This window comes from Streptomyces sp. NPDC056144 (genome assembly GCF_042264145.1).
Taxonomy (GTDB): domain Bacteria; phylum Actinomycetota; class Actinomycetes; order Streptomycetales; family Streptomycetaceae; genus Streptomyces.
This window is the reverse complement of sequence record NZ_JBHJVF010000018.1, coordinates 38,664-54,885: the sequence shown is the minus strand read 5'-3', so window position 1 is coordinate 54,885 and position 16,222 is coordinate 38,664. Positions and strand designations below refer to the sequence as shown.

General features: G+C 70.8%; 15 protein-coding genes and 1 pseudogene. 6 read left to right on the top strand and 10 right to left on the bottom strand.

Annotated elements, in window-relative coordinates; all coding sequences use genetic code 11:
- Positions 1-87: 87 nt before the first annotated feature.
- Complete coding sequence (locus ACFC0Z_RS33685) at positions 88-225, top strand: hypothetical protein (RefSeq protein ID WP_360811327.1); 138 nt, start codon at positions 88-90, stop codon at positions 223-225.
- Here ACFC0Z_RS33685 and ACFC0Z_RS33680 read toward each other — a convergent pair.
- From ACFC0Z_RS33680 to ACFC0Z_RS33670, 3 genes are read right to left on the bottom strand one after another with little or no spacing between them, the layout of a single operon-like run.
- Complete coding sequence (locus tag ACFC0Z_RS33680) at positions 222-917, bottom strand: UbiX family flavin prenyltransferase (RefSeq protein ID WP_376446236.1); 696 nt, start codon at positions 915-917, stop codon at positions 222-224. The two genes, ACFC0Z_RS33685 and ACFC0Z_RS33680, sit on opposite strands and share 4 nt — an antisense overlap.
- Before the next feature lie 34 nt (positions 918-951).
- Entirely contained in the window at positions 952-1,869 is a 918-nt protein-coding gene (mqnP, locus tag ACFC0Z_RS33675; RefSeq protein WP_376446233.1) for a menaquinone biosynthesis prenyltransferase MqnP, read from the bottom strand.
- Complete coding sequence (locus tag ACFC0Z_RS33670) at positions 1,869-3,320, bottom strand: menaquinone biosynthesis decarboxylase (RefSeq protein ID WP_376446230.1); 1,452 nt, start codon at positions 3,318-3,320, stop codon at positions 1,869-1,871. The genes mqnP and ACFC0Z_RS33670 overlap by 1 nt, the downstream gene beginning before the upstream one ends.
- Positions 3,321-3,410: 90 nt before the next feature.
- On the opposite strand from ACFC0Z_RS33670, the gene ACFC0Z_RS33665 reads away from it, so the two are divergent.
- A complete protein-coding gene (locus ACFC0Z_RS33665) occupies positions 3,411-3,833 on the top strand; it encodes a PLD nuclease N-terminal domain-containing protein (RefSeq protein WP_376446227.1) in 423 nt (140 codons plus the stop codon).
- Positions 3,833-4,708 (top strand): annotated as a pseudogene (locus ACFC0Z_RS33660) (LysR family transcriptional regulator); the annotation flags it as partial. The gene ACFC0Z_RS33665 and the pseudogene ACFC0Z_RS33660, both read left to right, overlap by 1 nt.
- Here the strand turns inward: ACFC0Z_RS33660 and ACFC0Z_RS33655 are convergent.
- A complete protein-coding gene (locus ACFC0Z_RS33655) occupies positions 4,620-5,582 on the bottom strand; it encodes a DMT family transporter (protein WP_376446224.1) in 963 nt (320 codons plus the stop codon). The pseudogene ACFC0Z_RS33660 and the gene ACFC0Z_RS33655 overlap by 89 nt on opposite strands.
- 148 nt (positions 5,583-5,730) lie before the next feature.
- Here ACFC0Z_RS33655 and ACFC0Z_RS33650 point away from each other — a divergent pair, with 148 nt between their 5' ends.
- The 3 genes from ACFC0Z_RS33650 (at position 5,731) to ACFC0Z_RS33640 (ending at position 9,941) form a co-directional block, all read left to right on the top strand.
- Positions 5,731-6,216, top strand: a complete 486-nt coding sequence (locus ACFC0Z_RS33650) for a nucleoside deaminase (protein WP_376446221.1) — start codon at positions 5,731-5,733, stop codon at positions 6,214-6,216.
- Positions 6,217-6,319: 103 nt separating this feature from the next.
- The gene (locus tag ACFC0Z_RS33645) at positions 6,320-8,383 is read left to right on the top strand and encodes a hypothetical protein (RefSeq protein WP_376446219.1); all 2,064 of its coding nucleotides are present in this window, start codon (positions 6,320-6,322) and stop codon (positions 8,381-8,383) included.
- 4 nt (positions 8,384-8,387) lie between these two features.
- Positions 8,388-9,941, top strand: coding sequence for a hypothetical protein (locus tag ACFC0Z_RS33640; protein ID WP_376446216.1), 1,554 nt, complete (start codon positions 8,388-8,390; stop codon positions 9,939-9,941).
- Positions 9,942-9,987: 46 nt separating this feature from the next.
- Here the strand turns inward: ACFC0Z_RS33640 and ACFC0Z_RS33635 are convergent, their stop codons facing one another.
- From ACFC0Z_RS33635 to ACFC0Z_RS33610, 6 genes are all read right to left on the bottom strand, one after another.
- The gene (locus ACFC0Z_RS33635; RefSeq protein ID WP_376446213.1) at positions 9,988-10,524 is read right to left on the bottom strand and encodes an SRPBCC domain-containing protein; all 537 of its coding nucleotides are present in this window, start codon (positions 10,522-10,524) and stop codon (positions 9,988-9,990) included.
- Positions 10,525-10,561: 37 nt separating this feature from the next.
- A complete protein-coding gene (gene ccsB, locus ACFC0Z_RS33630) occupies positions 10,562-11,656 on the bottom strand; it encodes a c-type cytochrome biogenesis protein CcsB (RefSeq protein ID WP_376446210.1) in 1,095 nt (364 codons plus the stop codon).
- Positions 11,653-13,407 carry a cytochrome c biogenesis protein ResB gene (locus ACFC0Z_RS33625; protein ID WP_376446207.1) on the bottom strand — a complete coding sequence of 585 codons (1,755 nt, stop codon included), beginning with the start codon at positions 13,405-13,407 and terminating at the stop codon, positions 11,653-11,655. Before ACFC0Z_RS33625 ends, ccsB begins: the two co-directional genes overlap by 4 nt.
- A 5-nt stretch (positions 13,408-13,412) precedes the next feature.
- Complete coding sequence (locus tag ACFC0Z_RS33620) at positions 13,413-14,150, bottom strand: cytochrome c biogenesis CcdA family protein (protein WP_376446205.1); 738 nt, start codon at positions 14,148-14,150, stop codon at positions 13,413-13,415.
- A 4-nt stretch (positions 14,151-14,154) separates the two neighbouring features.
- A complete protein-coding gene (locus tag ACFC0Z_RS33615) occupies positions 14,155-14,772 on the bottom strand; it encodes a TlpA family protein disulfide reductase (protein WP_376446202.1) in 618 nt (205 codons plus the stop codon).
- 102 nt (positions 14,773-14,874) lie between these two features.
- Positions 14,875-16,152: a hypothetical protein gene (locus ACFC0Z_RS33610; protein WP_376446325.1), complete on the bottom strand. Its 1,278-nt coding sequence runs from the start codon at positions 16,150-16,152 to the stop codon at positions 14,875-14,877.
- Positions 16,153-16,222: the final 70 nt, after the last annotated feature.

Genomic DNA, 16,222 nt, shown 5'->3' with positions numbered 1-16,222 from the left:
TAGAATCTAAGGCATACAGAGCAGACGCCCTGCGAATCAGTCCAACATGTGCATCAGGTGTCTGCAGATCAAAGACGATCTAATGGAGTGGTGATCACCGTGTACACGATCGAGATGGCCTACGCCCGCATGCGTGAGCTGCAGGAGATGGCCAACCGCTCGCGTGCCCACCAGTCGACCTCCGCCTCGAAGCGCGCCGCGAAGAAGCGCGCCAAGAAGCGCTAATCGGTAGGGAGAGCCGCACCGAGCTCTCCTTCCCACCGGCGGTACAGCTGGTGCGGCACACCTGCCGCGTCCAGCACCCGCCCGGCGACGAAGTCCACCAGATCCTGGATGTGCGTCGCCCCCGCGTAGAACGCCGGAGAGGCGGGCAGCACCACAGCGCCCGCCTCGTCCAGCGTCACCATGTGTTTCAGCGTCTGACCGTTCAGCGGGGTCTCCCGCACGGCGACCACCAGCGGCCTCCGCTCCTTGAGCGTCACGCTCGCGACCCGCTGCAGCAGATCCTTCGAGAGCCCGAGCGCCATTCCCGCGACCGCCGCGGTCGAGGCCGGGACCACCAGCATGCCCTTCGAGGGGTACGACCCCGACGACGGCCCGGCGGCCAGATCCCCGGCCACCCAGTACCGCACGTCCCCCAGCTTGTCGGAGACGTCGAACGTGTCCGGCTTCCCGTCGGCCCCCCGGGCCAGCCAGGTCGCGAGGTCCTCGCGCCAGTGGGCGTCCCGGAAGGAGAGGCCGGTCTCGTCGAGGAGGGTGAGCCGCGAGGCCCGCGACACGACGAGGTCCACGCTCTCCCCCGCGGCGAGCAGACCCCGCAGGACGGAGGCGGCGTACGGGGTCCCCGAAGCACCGGAGACCCCCACGATCCATGGCGTGCGGGCGCTGCCGCCGTCGTTCCTGAGGCCGTCGTTCATGCGGTCGAGCCTATCGGTCATCCGATGTCACGGCTCAGGGCGTGAGCCCGCGCACGAGCAGGTCGAGCAGGGCGCACACGAAGAGCGTGATCCCGATGAAGCCGTTCACGGTGAAGAAGGCCCGGTTCAGGCGGGACAGGTCGTGCGGCTTCACGATCGTGTGCTCGTAGCAGAAGGCGGCGACGACGATCACGAGACCGAGCCAGAAGAAGAACCCGACGTCCGTGGCGAGCGCGTACCAGACCAGGAGCGCCGTGGTGACGACCGCGGAGGCGCGGGCGCCCCAGAGGGCGGCCGGGATGCCGAAGCGCGCGGGCACGGACATGACGCCGCCGGCCCGGTCCGCCTGCACGTCCTGGCAGGCGAAGATCAGGTCGAAGCCGCCGATCCACACGCCGACCGCGAGGCCGAGGATGACCGCGTCCCAGGACCACTCGCCGGTCACGGCGAGCCAGGCGCCGATCGGGCCCATGGCCTGGGCGAGGCCGAGGATCGCGTGCGGGAAGTTCGTGAACCGCTTCCCGTACGGGTAGACGACCATCGGGATGACGGCCAGCGGCGCGAGCGCGAGGCACAGCGGGTTGAGCAGCGCGGCGGCGCCGAGGAAGACGACCACCGCGATCCCGGCCCCGGTCCACGCCGACCGCACGGACACGGCCCCCGTCACGAGCTCGCGGTTCGCCGTGCGCGGATTACGCGCGTCGATCTCGCGGTCGATGATCCGGTTGCAGGCCATGGCGAAGGTCCGCAGACCCACCATGCAGACGGTGACGAGGAAGAGCGTCCACCAGTGGATGTTCTTGTCGACCTGGAACATCGCGGTGAGGGCGGCGATGTACGCGAAGGGCAGCGCGAAGACCGAGTGCTCGATCATCACGAGCCGCAGGAAGGCCTTCGTACGGCCCGGCTGAGGCTGCTGCGGCTGGGCGCCGGGCACGGCGGCCGTGGCCATCACAGCCCGTACTCCTTCCAGCGACGGTCGACGAGCGCGGCCGTCGCCGGGTCCGACTCGACCATGTCCGGCCAGCCGCCGTCCCGGGTGTAGCCCTCCTCGGGCAGCTTCTTCGTGGCGTCGATGCCGGCCTTGCCGCCCCAGAACTGCTGGTAGGAGGCGTGGTCGAGATGGTCGACGGGCCCCTCGACGACGGTCAGGTCACGGGAGTAGTCGGTGTTCCCGAGCGCCCGCCACGAGACCTCGTGCAGGTCGTGCACGTCGCAGTCCTTGTCGACCACGATGATCAGCTTGGTCAGCGACATCATGTGGGCACCCCAGATGGCGTGCATGACCTTCTGCGCGTGCTTCGGGTACTTCTTGTCGATCGAGACGATCGCGCAGTTGTGGAAGCCGCCCGACTCCGGCAGGTGGTAGTCCACGATGTCCGGAACGATGATCTTGAGCAGCGGCAGGAAGAACCGCTCCGTGGCGCGCCCGAGCGGCCCGTCCTCGGTCGGCGGACGGCCGACGACGATCGACTGGAGCAGCGGACGCTTCCGCATGGTGATGCAGTCGATCTTCAGCGCGGGGAACGGCTCCTGCGGCGTGTAGAAGCCCGTGTGGTCGCCGAAGGGACCCTCGGGCAGCATCTCGCCGGGCTCCAGCCAGCCCTCGACGACGACCTCGGCGTGCGCCGGGACCTGGAGCGGGACGGTCTTGCAGTCGACCATCTCGATCCGCTTGCCCTGCACGAAACCGGCGAAGAGGTACTCGTCGATGTCGCCGGGCAGCGGGGCCGTGGAGGCGTACGTGACGGCCGGCGGGCAGCCGAAGGCGATGGCGACCGGCAGGCGCTCGCCCTTCGCGGCGGCGACCGCGTAGTGGTTCCGGCTGTCCTTGTGGATCTGCCAGTGCATGCCGATGGTGCGCTTGTCGTGGCGCTGGAGGCGGTAGAGACCGAGGTTGCGGACGCCGGTCTCGGGGTGCTTGGTGTGCGTGAGCCCGAGGTTGAAGAAGGAGCCGCCGTCCTTGGGCCAGGTGAAGAGCGCGGGAAGGAGGTCGAGGTCGACGTCGTCCCCGGTGAGGACGACCTCCTGGACGGGAGCGTCCTTCACCTTCTTCGGCGGCACGTGGACCATCGAGCCGAGCTTGCCGAAGGCCTCGCGGACGCCCACGAAACCGTGCGGCAGCTCCGGCTTGAGGAGCCCGCCGATCTTCTCGCTGATCTCCCCGTACGACTTCAGGCCGAGGGCCTTGAGGAGGCGGCGGTCGGTCCCGAAGACGTTCATCGCGAGCGGCATGGCGGAGCCCTTGACGTTCTCGAAGAGAAGCGCCGGACCCCCCGCCTTGTTCACCCGGTCGACGATCTCCCCTACCTCCAGGTACGGGTCGACTTCGGCCTTGATGCGCTTGAGGTCGCCTTCGCGCTCAAGCGCCCTGAGCAGCGAGCGCAGATCGTCGTAAGCCATAAGGGCCAGTATCGGTCACCGGCTACCCTGGAACTGTCACCGGGGCCGCCGAATCGCGCGCCCGCCACCGCTTCCAGGGGGCTGCACCACATGCTCAGGGCGCTGATGTACATCCTGCCGCTGGCGCTGACGATCTACGCGTTCATCGACTGCCTGAACACCCCGGAGGAAGACACCAAGCACCTGCCCAAGGTGGTCTGGGTCATCATCATCCTGCTCTTCTGGTTCGTCGGCCCGATCGTCTGGCTCTTCGCGGGCAAGCGGCGCCGAGCGGCCCCGGCGGGCGGATTCAGGGGCGGGTCCAAGGGCGGCGGCTGGGTCGCGCCCGACGACAACCCCGAGTTCCTGAAGTCGCTGAAGAAGGACCAGCCGGCGGACGAGCCCGTGGACCGGCCGACGGACGGGTCGACGGACGGGCCGACGCTCAGCGAGCGGGAGGCGGAGCTGAACCGCCGCGAGGAAGAGCTGCGCAAGCGCGAGCGCGACCTCGACGAAGGCACGGACAAGTCCTGATGGAGCTGCGCCTCCTGGCGGCCTTCGAGAAGGTGGCGGAGGTCCTCTCCTTCACGCGGGCGGCGGCGGAGCTGGGCTACGCCCAGTCCAGCGTGACGGCCCAGATCCGCTCCCTGGAGTCCTCGCTCGGCGTGGAACTCTTCGAGCGCCTCGGCTCCCGCATCCGGCTGACGGAGGCGGGCGAGCGCCTGCTGCCGTACGCGGTCCGTCTGCGGACCCTCGGGGAGGAGGCGCGGGAGGCCGTGGCGGGCACGGCCGCCCCCTCCGGCACGATCGCGATCGGCACGATGGAGTCCTTCACCTCCTACCGGCTGCCGCCGCTCCTGGAGTACTTCCACCACCGCTACCCGGACGTGCGGCTGATGCTGCGGCCCACGCTCGGCGACGAGACCCGGCGGGCGCTGCGGCAGGGCGTGTACGACGTGGGCTTCCTGATGGAGGCGGAGACGGAGCACGAGGGCCTGGAGTCGGAGATCGTGACCCCCGAGCCGCTGACCCTGGTCGCGTCCCCGTCCCACGCCCTCGCGGGGCGCCCGGCCCTCTCGGCGGCGGACGTCGCCTCGGCGACGCTGCTCGGCCTGGAGCCCGGCTGCCCGTACCGGGACCTCTTCGAGGAGGCGCTACGGGAGTGGTCGCCGCAGTTCACGGAGTTCGGCACGGTCGAGGCGACGAAGCGGGGCGTGGCCGTGGGCCTCGGGATCGCGCTGCTCCCCCGGGTGGCGGTGGCGGAGGAACTGGCCTCCGGGACCCTCGTCGCCCTTCCTTGGGAAGCCCCCTTCACCCTCTTCACCCAACTCGCGTGGCGGCGGGGGAAGCGGCTGCCGGCGCACGTCCGCCTGTTCGTGGAGCAGACGCGACGACTCGTGTCCGAGCAGTCCCGGCAGTCCGAGCAGTCCGAGCAGTCCCCGCAAGCGTGACCTTGAGGCTCGCGAGGACGATCAGCGGGACGCCGAGCGCCTGGACGAGCCCGATGTGGTGCCCGTACACCGCCCAGTCGACGCCCATGGCGACGGCGGGATAGGTGAAGGCCAGGACGGCGATCTTCGCGGTCGGCAGCTTGGCGTAGGCGGCGTACATGAGCACGTACATCACCCCGGTGTGGATGACGCCGAGCCCGACGAGCCAGCCCCACCCGCCGCTCACCCCGCTCGCCCCGCCGAGGTCGACGAAGGGCAGGAGCAGCGGCAGGCCCGCGGTGACCTGCACGAGGGCGATCAGGTGGGGCCTGACGCCGGTGATCCGCTTGGTGACGAAGGTGGCGAGGGCGTAGAGCACGGCGGCGGCGAGGGCGAAGCCGAGGCCGGCGAGGGAGCCGGTGTCCCCCGGCCCCACCCCGGAGACGAGGACGAGCCCGGCGAACGCGACCCCGAGCCAGCCGAGCTTCGCCTTCGCGATCCGCTCCCGCATGAGGACGGACCCGAGCAGCACGAGGAAGAACGGCTGCGTGTGGTAGACGACGGTGGCGAGGGAGATCGAGGTGGCGGCGTAGGCCTCGAAGAGGAAGACCCAGTTGAAGACGATGAACACCCCGCCGAGCAGCGCGAGCCCGAACGACCTCGGCGTGAACCCGTGCCCGGTGAAGAACCCCCGGGCGAGGCTGTACGCCCCGAGCGCCAGCGCCCCGAACAGGCACCGGTAGAACACCACCTCGAACGGCGACGCCCCCGACTCGACGACGAAGACCCCGAGGGTCCCGGACAGCACCATGGCCAGGCTGAGTTCGACGGCTCCCCGCGTTTCGCTTCTCATGCCGACGACGCTACGAGCGGACCGGCGGAGGGGTCCACGGGCCATTGGGGCGTCCTGCCGATGGGGGCGATCGGCGGAGCCGATGCCGGGGAAGGCTTCCCGCATGGACGCTTCCCGTATGAACGCTCCCCGCACAGACGTTCCCCCCATGGACAAGGAACTCGCGCGGCTCTGGCTCGGCACCGCCCTCCACGAGGCCCGGGACGGCCTGGCCGAAGGGGGCATCCCGATCGGGGCCGCGCTGTACGGGGCCGACGGGCGGGTCCTCGGACGCGGGCACAACCGGCGGGTCCAGGACGGGGACCCCTCCCTCCACGCGGAGACCGCGGCCTTCCGCGACGCCGGGCGGCAGCGGTCGTACCGGGGGACGACCATGGTGACGACGCTGTCGCCGTGCTGGTACTGCTCCGGGCTCGTCCGGCAGTTCGGGATCTCGCGGGTGGTCGTCGGGGAGGCGCGGACCTTCTTCGGGGGCCACGAGTGGCTGGCCGGGCACGGGGTCGAGGTCGTCGTCCTCGACGACGAGGACTGCGTCGCGCTCATGCGGGACTTCGTGCTCGACCGGCCGGAGCTCTGGTACGAGGACATCGGCGAGGACGTGCCCGCCGGACCCCCGTCCGTCGAGAGCTCGTGAGAAAAGCTTGACTAAGCCCCAACATGCTTTCTATACCCTGGATTTGATGATGTGACGGGTTGGGTGGGGCGCATCTCGTGGGGACACAGGGGGGCTGTGGCGCGTGGAGAGACAGCTGTACGGCCGCGGTGCGGCGCTGGACGACGACGGGCTCGTCGCACGGCTCATCGGACTGACCGAGGGGGGCGCCGCGCGGGTCGCGTACGAGCACGGGGACGACCCGCCCGTGACCGTCTTCACCGGCGGGCGCGGCATGGGGAAGACCGCCCTCCTGAAGGAGGTCCGCAACCGGTACAAGGGGGTCACCCCGCTCGCGCTGCTCGACTGCGCGCGCATCGACGAGCCCGCCGACCACGGTCCCGGCTGGACGCCGGTCACCGGCGCGCTCGCCGATCTCGCCGTGAAGCTGTCGCCGAGGGGGCCGCTGGTGCGGCCCGTGCGGTTCCCGAGGCTCTCGCTCGGGCTCGTCGCCGTCGCCTCGCTGGGCTGGCGGCCCGGGGACGAGGAGCAGACCGCCGGTGATCTCCGGCGGCTCCGGCCGCTGCTCACGACGGTCGACGCGACCAGGGGCGCCACCGCCGAATGGGTCGGGCGGGTGCTGACCAACCTCGCCACCACCTTCGCCGAGGCCACCGCGCCGCTGGCGGGCCCGATCGCCGGGGCGACCGTGGAGACCGTCCTCGAAGAGGTCTTCAGCCGCCGCCAGCGCACCTACACGAACTGGTACGGCACCTACCGGAACGCGGGCGGCGTCGGCAGGACCGGGCTCCAGCTGCTCGCCGCCGACTTCGAGCACGGCGGCGAACGGCGGCGCGAGGCGGAGGCCTTCCTCGTCCAGACGCTCACCGAGGACCTGTTACGCGCCTACACCGGCCTCACCCAGCTCGGCGCCCGCGTCGGCCGCCCCGTCCTCCTCCTCGACAACGCCCACGAACCCCTCGGCCGCCAACTGGTCGAACCGATTCTGCGGGCCCGCGCCGGCGGCCGCCGCGACCGGACCGTGGTCCTCGCCACCTCCCGCGTCCGCGAGCACGAGGCCATGCGGCACGCGACCAGGGCCCAGCTGCCCGAGACCGCTCACCGGGCGCCCTGCCCGCGCGGCGCGAGCGTCAGCTCCGGGATCCTCGCCGTCGCGCTGACCCCGCTCTCCCCGACCCAGACCCGGAACGCCTTCGACGACCACGACCCCGAGGGCACGATCCCCGCCGAGCTCGCCCGCGCCGTCCACCGGCTGACCGGCGGGCGGCCCGGCGGCGTCGACCGCCTCGGCCGGGCCGCCGGCCAGGCCCCGCCCGGGCAGCGCGCCGGCCTCACCCCCGGCGGCCTCCTCGACCTGCCCGTGGAGCTCCGCGAGGACGCCCCGCCGGTCCAGGTCGCCCCCACGCTCCTCGCCGAACTGCTGCCCGTCCGAAGACCGGAGCCGTACGCCGTCCTCGCCGCGACCCACGACGAGGAGTCCGCCCGGCTCCTCGCCCACGCCCGCCTCCAGAACGAGTCCCTCGACGGGGACGTGGCCCTGCGCGTGCGCGACCACCTGCGCTCCGAGGACTGGCGCGAGGGCCCCGGCCACTTCGTCGCCGACCCGCTGCTGCGCGCCCTGCTCCTGCACCGGCTGCGCTTCGAGGACGCCGATCACCCGCGGTACGCGCAGTGGCGCGCGGTCCACGAGACCCTGCGCCGCCACTACGGGCCCACGCCCGGCCCGTACCGCCTCCACCACGACCTCGCGCTCGGCGACACCGAGGAGGCCGTCACCCACTTCCGGGCCACCTTCCCCGAGCAGGACGTCCTCGGCTGGCTCGGGCGGCTGCGGTTCGTCGCCGCCGCCCCGTACCCCCGCGACCGGGACCGGCCGCGCACCGACCCGCGCCGGGCCGTCGCCCTCGGCCAGGCGCCCGCCGGGACCCTCCCGCCGGGCCTCGACGTCGACACGATCGAACTCCACCTGTCCATACGGCGGCTGCTGCACGCCGTATGGCTGCTCACCGATCCGCTCGCGCTCCCCGACGAGGAGGTCGCCCGGCGGCTCGCGCACGAGCTGCGCGGGCTCTCCGGCCGCCATCTGACGGGCAGCGGTTTCCTCTGGGACGCGGCCACGCACTGGCCGCGCGACATCCGCGCCTGGCGGGGGCTCTCCCTGCCGCCGGGGCGCGAGGACGGAGTCTGACGCCATGCCCGACCGCATACCGCGCCCGTTCGGCGGACCGCGTCGCCGCGTCCGCACCCCCCGCCAGAAGCTGGTCATCACGGTGGTCGGCGCCGCCCTCGTCTTCGGCGCGGGCGGCTACGGCATCAACAGGATCGTCCAGCCGGAGGACCTCTCCTGCGACGTCGGCGTCGAGCGCCTCGTCGAGGGAGGCGAGTGCGTCGGCGTCAACGGCACCGGCCACGCCTTCGAGGTGCCCGAGCTCGCCGAGATCGCCGACGCCATCGGCCGCGAGAACGCCACCCTCAAGCCCGAGGAGTACGCGACCGTCGCCGTCCTCCTCCCGCTCAGCTCCCCCGACCCCGGCATGCGGACGAAGGTCCTCCACGAGGTGCAGGGCGCGTACGCCTACCAGTACCGCGCCAACCACGAGTCCAACAGCCAGACCCCGAAGATCCGGCTCGTCCTCGCCAACACCGGCAAGGGCAACGCCCAGTGGGAGCGGATCACCCACCAGCTCGCGACGATGACCGGCGCACCCGACCGGCTGCGGGCCGTCACCGGCGTCGCCACCTCCTCCACCGAGATGCGGCAGGCGGTCGGCGCGCTCACCGGCGCCGGGATCGCCGTCGTCGGCACCACCATCACCGCCGACGACATCGCCAACGGCCCCGGCGCGGCGAACCGCTATCCCGGTCTCGCCCGCGTCTCCCCCACCAACACCGACGAGGCCAAGGCCCTCGCCCACTTCGGCCGCGTCGACGCCGCCAAGGCGATCCTCGTCCAGGACACCCGCAGCGGCGACCACTACACGGACACCCTCAAGTCCGCCTTCTCCACCACCCTCAAGGGCGCCCCGTACGAGCCCCAGCTCTTCACCTCGCCCGCCGATCAGACCGAGGAGGGCACCACCGCGAACACGTTCCGGCAGATCACCCACCTCATCTGCGACACCCGCGCCGAGACGGTCTTCTTCGCCGGCCGCCACACACAGCTCCGCCAGTTCATCAACGCGCTGGGCGCCCGGGGCTGCCTCGACCGCTCCTTCACGATCCTGACCGGCGACGAGGGCTCGTACCTCGGGGCCGACAAGAAGCTCGACCGCGCCGCCCTCAAGGCGAAGCTGACCGTGCGGTACGCGTCCCTCGCCCACCCGGACGCCTGGAAGCCCGGCAAGGGGCGGCCCGTCCCGGCGACGGGCGGCTCCGTCGTCGCGTACAAGACCTTCGAGACGGACATCGCGCGCGCCTCGAAGAAGCCGGTGGCACTCGCGGACGGGCAGGCGATCATCGCGTACGACGCGATGGCGACGGCCGTCCACGCGATCCGCCAGGCCACCCCGCAGGGCGCGCAGTACCCGGAGCCGGCGGACGTGGTGACGCAGTGGCCGCAGGTGAAGGGCTCGCTGCGGGTGCAGGGCGCGAGCGGCTGGATCTGCCTGGACAACTACGGCAACCCGTACAACAAGGCGGTCCCGATCGTGGAGCTCGCCCAGGACGGCTCCCAGCGCTTCGTCCAGATCGCCTGGCCGGAGGGCCGCCCGCCGACGACCTCCTGCCTCCCGCCGAAGCGAGGGTGAGCCCTGGCGCGCCCACCGGTTGTGGGCATGCGTTCCCCGGGGCGGACTACGGCTCCCACCTGGGCCAGGGGCCTTCGTCGCGCTCGTACAGGCCGCGCAGGTGACGCCACCGCTCGGGCGTCCAGGCCGCCCACTCCGTACGGTGACCGCCCAGCGCCGCCGCGAGCCGTTCGAAGTGGTCGTGCCATCCCGCCAGGCAGTCGAGGCGGTACGCGCGGTCGCCCCGGATCTCGTTGGTGAAACGCAGCACGGCCGACCCCCCGGCCCCGCCAGGACCATGTTCCACGTGAAACCGGATCCTGCCGTGGGTCGTGGGATCGACCGTGTACTCGGCGACGTGGCCGGGGTCCCAGGCGGTCACCCGTCCCTCGGCCACGGTGTCACTGTTGAGCCAGCGGAGGGTGACCCGACCGTCGAGCCGGGGCTCGAAGGGGTCCGCCGCGCAGAGCCAGCCGACCAGCCCTCCGGGCGTGGCGACGGCCTCCCACACATCGGCGGGCGGGTGCGGAAGCTCCATGACGTACCGCAGCAGGTGCGTGTCGCCGTCGTGGGTCTCGCACCTGCCCCGAGGTATCTCGCTCATACCTCCAGCGTGGCCCCGGGGCCTCTCACTCGCGAGCTCAGACGCCCGCGTACGAGTGCTTGCTGCTCACGAAGATGTTCACGCCGTAGTAGTTGAACAGGAAGCAGGCGAAGGCGATGAGCGCGATGTACGCGGCCTTCCGCCCCTTCCAGCCCGCCGTGGCCCGCGCGTGCAGGTACGCCGCGTAACCGACCCACGTGATGAAGGACCAGACCTCCTTGGCGTCCCAGCCCCAGTAGCGGCCCCAGGCGTCGCCGGCCCAGATCGCGCCCGCGATGATCGTGAAGGTCCAGAGCGGGAAGACCGCCGCGTTGACCCGGTACGAGAACTTGTCGAGCGAGGCCGCGGACGGCAGCCGCTCCATGACCGAGCGGGCGAAGGTGCCCGGGTTGCCGCCGGTCGCGAGCTTGTTCTCGTACGAGTCGCGGAAGAGGTACAGCAGGGTGCCGACCGCGCCGAGGTAGAAGACCGCGCCGCAGAAGATCGCGGTGGAGACGTGGATCCACAGCCAGTACGAGTCGAGCGCCGGGACCAGCTGGTCGCTGGGGGTCTTCAGCCAGGTCGTGGCCATGCCCAGGTCCAGCAGGACGGTCGTCACGAGCGGCAGACCGATCCAGCGGACGTTCTTCTTCGCGAGGAGGAAGCCGAGGTACGCGCCGACCGCCACCGTGGAGAAGGTGGTGGAGAACTCGTACATGTTGCCCCAGGGGGCCCGCTGCACGGACAGCGCGCGCGTGATCACGCCCGAGGCCTCGACCAGGAAGGCGAGGACGGTGAGCGAGACGGCGATCCGGCCGTACAGGTCGCCCTTGACCGTGCCGCCGGCCGCGCCGGGGCCGTCCGGGACGTTCCGGGCACCGGCCGCGGCCCGCGTGACGACCTGCGGCTTGTCGAGGACGGCGGTGGCGCCGGCGGCCCCCTTGACCTGGACGGTCACGGCGGGGGCCGCGGCCGCGTCGGCCGTCTTCTTCTGCGTGAGCGCGGCGGCGGTACGGCCGACCTTGCTGCGGCTGCCGAAGACCCACTCGGCGATGTGGGCGAAGAAGGCCAGGGTGTAGACGGCCATCGAGGAGTAGATGAGCAGGTCGCTCAGCTGCGCCAGGCTCTCGTTGGTCGTGGCGGCGAGGGTCACTTGTCGGCCTCTCCAGAAGGGGCAGGGTCTTCTGCGGGTGCTTCGGCTGCTGCTTCGGCGGGGTCATCCGCTGCTGTGGGTGCGGGAGGTGCGGGTGGCGCCTGCGCCGCGAGCGCGGCGGCGAGGTCGCCCAGCTCCTCCGGCAGCTTGGCGGACTCGCTCCGGCCGAGGCCGGCCATCTCGACGACGGTCACGCCGTCCTCACCGCGTACGGCCCGGACCCAGACCCGGCGCCGCTGGATGAAGAGCGAACCCGTCAGACCGGCGATCGCGGCGATCGCGCCCGCGAGGGCGAGGCCGTTGCCCGGCTGCTGCGAGATCTGGAAGCTCGCCCACTCCTTGATGTCCTTCTCGAAGGTGATCGAGCCGGCGCCGCCGGGCAGCGTCATCGCCTCGCCGGGGAGCAGCCGCTCGGCCTTCCCGGTGCCCTTGTCGAGCTGGAACTGCTTCATCTTGCTCGTGTCCAGCTGGTACACGTTCTGCGGCAGACCGGAGTCCACGCCGAGGCTGCCGTGGTAGCCGGTGAGCGCGATGACGGGGAAGTCCAGGGCGGGGAACTGGGAGAACATCGTCCCCTTGCCCTCGCCCGCGAAGGTCGGCACGAACAGCGCGGTGAAGCCGAGCTGGTCCTTCTTGCCGTTCTTGTCGCGGTAGCCGTCCATGACCTTGATCGCACCGGTCGACGTGATGTTGTTGTCGACGGGCAGCATGGGCACGGCGCCGTGGAAGACGACCTTGCCCTTGCCGTCCCTGACGGTGAAGACGGGCGCGTAGCCGTGGGCGATCAGATAGACCTTGGAGCCGCCGACCTCAAGGGGCTCGTTGACCCGGATGACGGCCTTCTGCTCCTTGCCGCCGTCCTCGGAGTACGTGACGTCCGCCTCGAAGGTGCGCGGGGTGCCGCGCTGCGGGCCGGTCTTCTCGTACGTACCGGTGAACGAGTTCAGGGTGAAGCTGAACGGCTCCAGCTCGTCCGTGCCGAACTGGGAGCCGGACTTGAAGTCGTCGTACTGGGTGAGCGTGTTGGAGAAGCCGTCGCCCTCGACGATCAGCTTGCCGCCCTCGGACTTGAAGAGCTGGCCCCAGGCGAAGGCGACGAGCATGACGATCAGGGCGACGTGGAAGGCCAGGTTCCCGGCCTCGCGCAGATAGCCCTTCTCGGCGGCGACGGCGTCACCCGCGGTGTGGGCGCGGAAGCGGCGGCCCTTGAGGACCGTCAGCGCGGCCTCGCGGACCTGCTCGGGCTCGGCCTCGGTGCGCCAGGTCGCGTACGCGGGGAGCCGGGTGAGGCGCTTGGGCGCGCCCGGCGGGCGGCTGCGGAGCTGGCCGACGAACTGCCAGGTGCGGGGCAGGATGCAGCCGATGAGGGAGACGAACAGCAGGATGTAGATCGCGGAGAACCACACCGAGCTGTAGACGTCGAAGAACTGGAGCTTCTCGTAGAGCGGCGTCAGCGTCGGGTGGGCGTCCTTGAACGCCTGCACCTTGAACTCGTCCGCGCTGCTCTGCGGGACCAGGGAGCCGGGGACGGCGCCGAGGGAGAGCATGAAGAGGAGGATCAGCGCGACCCGCATGGAGGTCAGCTGCCGCCAGAACCAGCGGATCCAGCCGATGACCCCGAGGGTGGGCCCGCCGAGGGGGGCGTCGCCGCGGTCCTCGGTGGGGGCGGTGGAGAGCTGGGCCCCGGCCGCGGCCTCGGTCTCGGCCTCGCCGGGGTTCTCCCGCTGCTCCGTCGTGTCGGTCTTGCTCATGGAACTCAGATCCCCACCGTGAAACCGCTGGACCAGCCCTGCATCGTGGCGACCATGCTGTCCCACGCGCCTGTGAGGAGCAGGACGCCGGTGACGATCATCATCCCGCCGCCGATCCGCATGACCCATACGTAGTGCTTCTTGACCCAGCTGAACGCGCCCAGCGCCTTGCGGAAGGCGACGGCCGCGAGGACGAACGGTACGCCGAGCCCGAGGCAGTACGCGAAGGCGAGCACCGCGCCGCGGCCGGCGCTCGCCTGGTCGATGGCGAGGGCGTTGACGGAGGCGAGGGTCGGGCCGATGCACGGGGTCCAGCCGATGCCGAAGAGCGCGCCGAGCAGCGGGGCCCCGGCGAGTCCGGCGGCGGGCTTCTTGTGGAAGCGGAACTCGCGCTGCGTGAACCAGGGCATGAGGCCCATGAAGAAGACGCCCATGGCGATCATGAGCACGCCGAGGATCGTCGTGAGCGTGTCGCGGTACTCCTGGAGGTTCGTCCCGAAGTAGCCGAAGAGGGCGCCGCCGGAGACGAAGACGGCGGTGAAGCCGAGCACGAAGAGGACGGCCCCGGTGGTCATCCGGCCGCGGCGGCTCTCGGCGAGGTCGGTGCCGGTGACCCCGGTCACGTACGAGAGGTAGCCCGGGACGAGCGGGAGGACGCACGGCGAGAAGAAGGAGACCAGGCCGCCGAGGACCGCGATGGGCAGGGCGAGCAGCAGGGCTCCGCTGGTGACCGTCTCGTTCACCGGCTCACTTCTCCTTGAGGAGCGGCTCGATCATCGAACGGAGCTTCTCGTCGTCGAGGGCCATGAGCGAACGGGCGGCGATCTTGCCCTCCTTGTCGAGGACGACGGTGGAGGGGATCGCCTGCGGGTTGAGGGTGCCCTTGGGGAAGCCGAAGAGGATGAGCTTGCCCTGCGGGTCGTAGAGGCTGGGGTACGGGACCCCGTAGTCCTCCTCGAAGGCGATCGCGGGCTGCTTGTTGGGGTCCCGGGTGTTGAGTCCGACGAACTCGACGTCCTGGCCCTTGAGCTCCTTGGCGACCTTGGCGAAGTGCGGGGCCTCGGCGCGGCAGGGGCCGCACCACGAGCCCCAGACGTTCAGGACGACGACCTTGCCCTTGAGGTCGGCGACGTCGAGCGGCTTGCCTTCGAGGGTCTCGCCGGCGATCTCCTTGGGCGTTGTGCGCTCGCCCTTGGCGACGGTGTCGATACCACCCGTGTTGCTCACGAAGTTGGTGCCGCCACCGCCGCCGGACTTGCCGTTGTTGTCGCCGGAGCACGCCGAGAGCGCGACGGCGGCGGTCAGCACTCCGGCGACGGCCAGCAGGGTGCGTCGTGGGGCACGACGGGCGAGGCTAAGGCTCATGTGAAAAGTTTCGCATGGGCGTTTGGGGGATCTTGGGCACCCCCCTACGTGCCCGTAAAGCCCCTTGTCAAGACGGCTTAAGACGACGGCTTACGGCGACGACTACGGCGCGGTCGTGGCGCTCGCGGTCGCGGCGGGCCTCAGGTACGCGTTCCAGCCGCCGGCCGGCTTCTGTCCGACCTCAAGGCCGCGCAGCTTGGCGAGGATCTTCGGGTCCTGGACGTCGAGCCAGTCCACGAACTGACGGAACGAGACAAGTCGGACATCCTTCTTGCCGGCCATGCCCTTGAGCGCGTCCTCGACGGCGTCCATGTAGATGCCGCCGTTCCACTGCTCGAAGTGGTTGCCGACGAAGAAGGGCGCACGGTTGGACTCGTACGCGCGGTTGAAGCCGCCGAGGAGCGCGTCGGTGGCCTGCTTGCGCCAGCCCGGGTAGCGCGAGGGCATGCCCTTGGTGGTGTTCTTCGACTGGTTGGCGAGCATGTTGTAGTCCATCGAGAGGACCTCGAAGGAGTGCCCGGGGAAGGGCACGGCCTGGAGCGGCAGGTCCCAGATGCCCTGGCGCTTGACGGGCCAGGTCTGCCGGCCGCCCGGCGAGCTGGCGTCGTAACGCCAGTTCAGGCGCTTGGCGGTGGGCAGCAGGTTGTCCTGGCCGAGGAGGCAGGGCGTACGGCCGCCGACGAGCTCCTTCGAGTAGTCGAAGGGCAGCGGGTCGAGGTCGGTCCAGCCGCTGTTCGTCTTCCACTCGGTGACGAACTTCATCGCCTGGTCGATCTCGCTCTGCCACTGCGCCGGGGTCCAGTTGCCGACGGAGCCGGAGCCGCCGCAGAAGTGGCCGTTGAAGTGGGTGCCGATCTCGTGGCCTTCGAGCCAGGCCTGCCGGACGTACTTGAGCGTGTCCTTGATGTGGCCGTCGGTGAGGTAGCCGATGTCGGAGGCACCGACGCGGTTGTTCGGCGGGCGGTAGAGGTTCTTCTTCGACTCGGGGAGGAGGTAGATCCCGGAGAGGAAGAAGGTCATCGCCGCGTCGTGGTTCTTCGCGAGTTCGAGGAAGCGCGGGAAGAGGCCGTTGCCGACCTCGCCGGCGCCGTCCCAGGAGAAGACCACGAACTGCGGCGGGGTCTGGCCGGGTTCGAGCGGGACGGGGGCGTCGGGCTGGTGCGGCTGCTTGCCGGTGTCGGCGGTGGAACCGTCGCCGATGAGCCGGGCGTCGTCCTTGGTGGGGGCGGGAGTCGTCGCGTCGGTCGCGGTGTCACCGCCCTTGCCGGGACCGGAACGCCCTGGCTTCTTGTCGTCACCGGTGCCGCACCCGGCGATCCCGATGGCCGCCGCGGCCCCGACACCCGCCCCGAGAAGTCCCCTTCGACTGATTCCGCTGATCCCGCGCATGAACATCCCCATTCGCGCTGACGTACTACCGAAACGTCATCCAAACCGACAATGAGTGAGA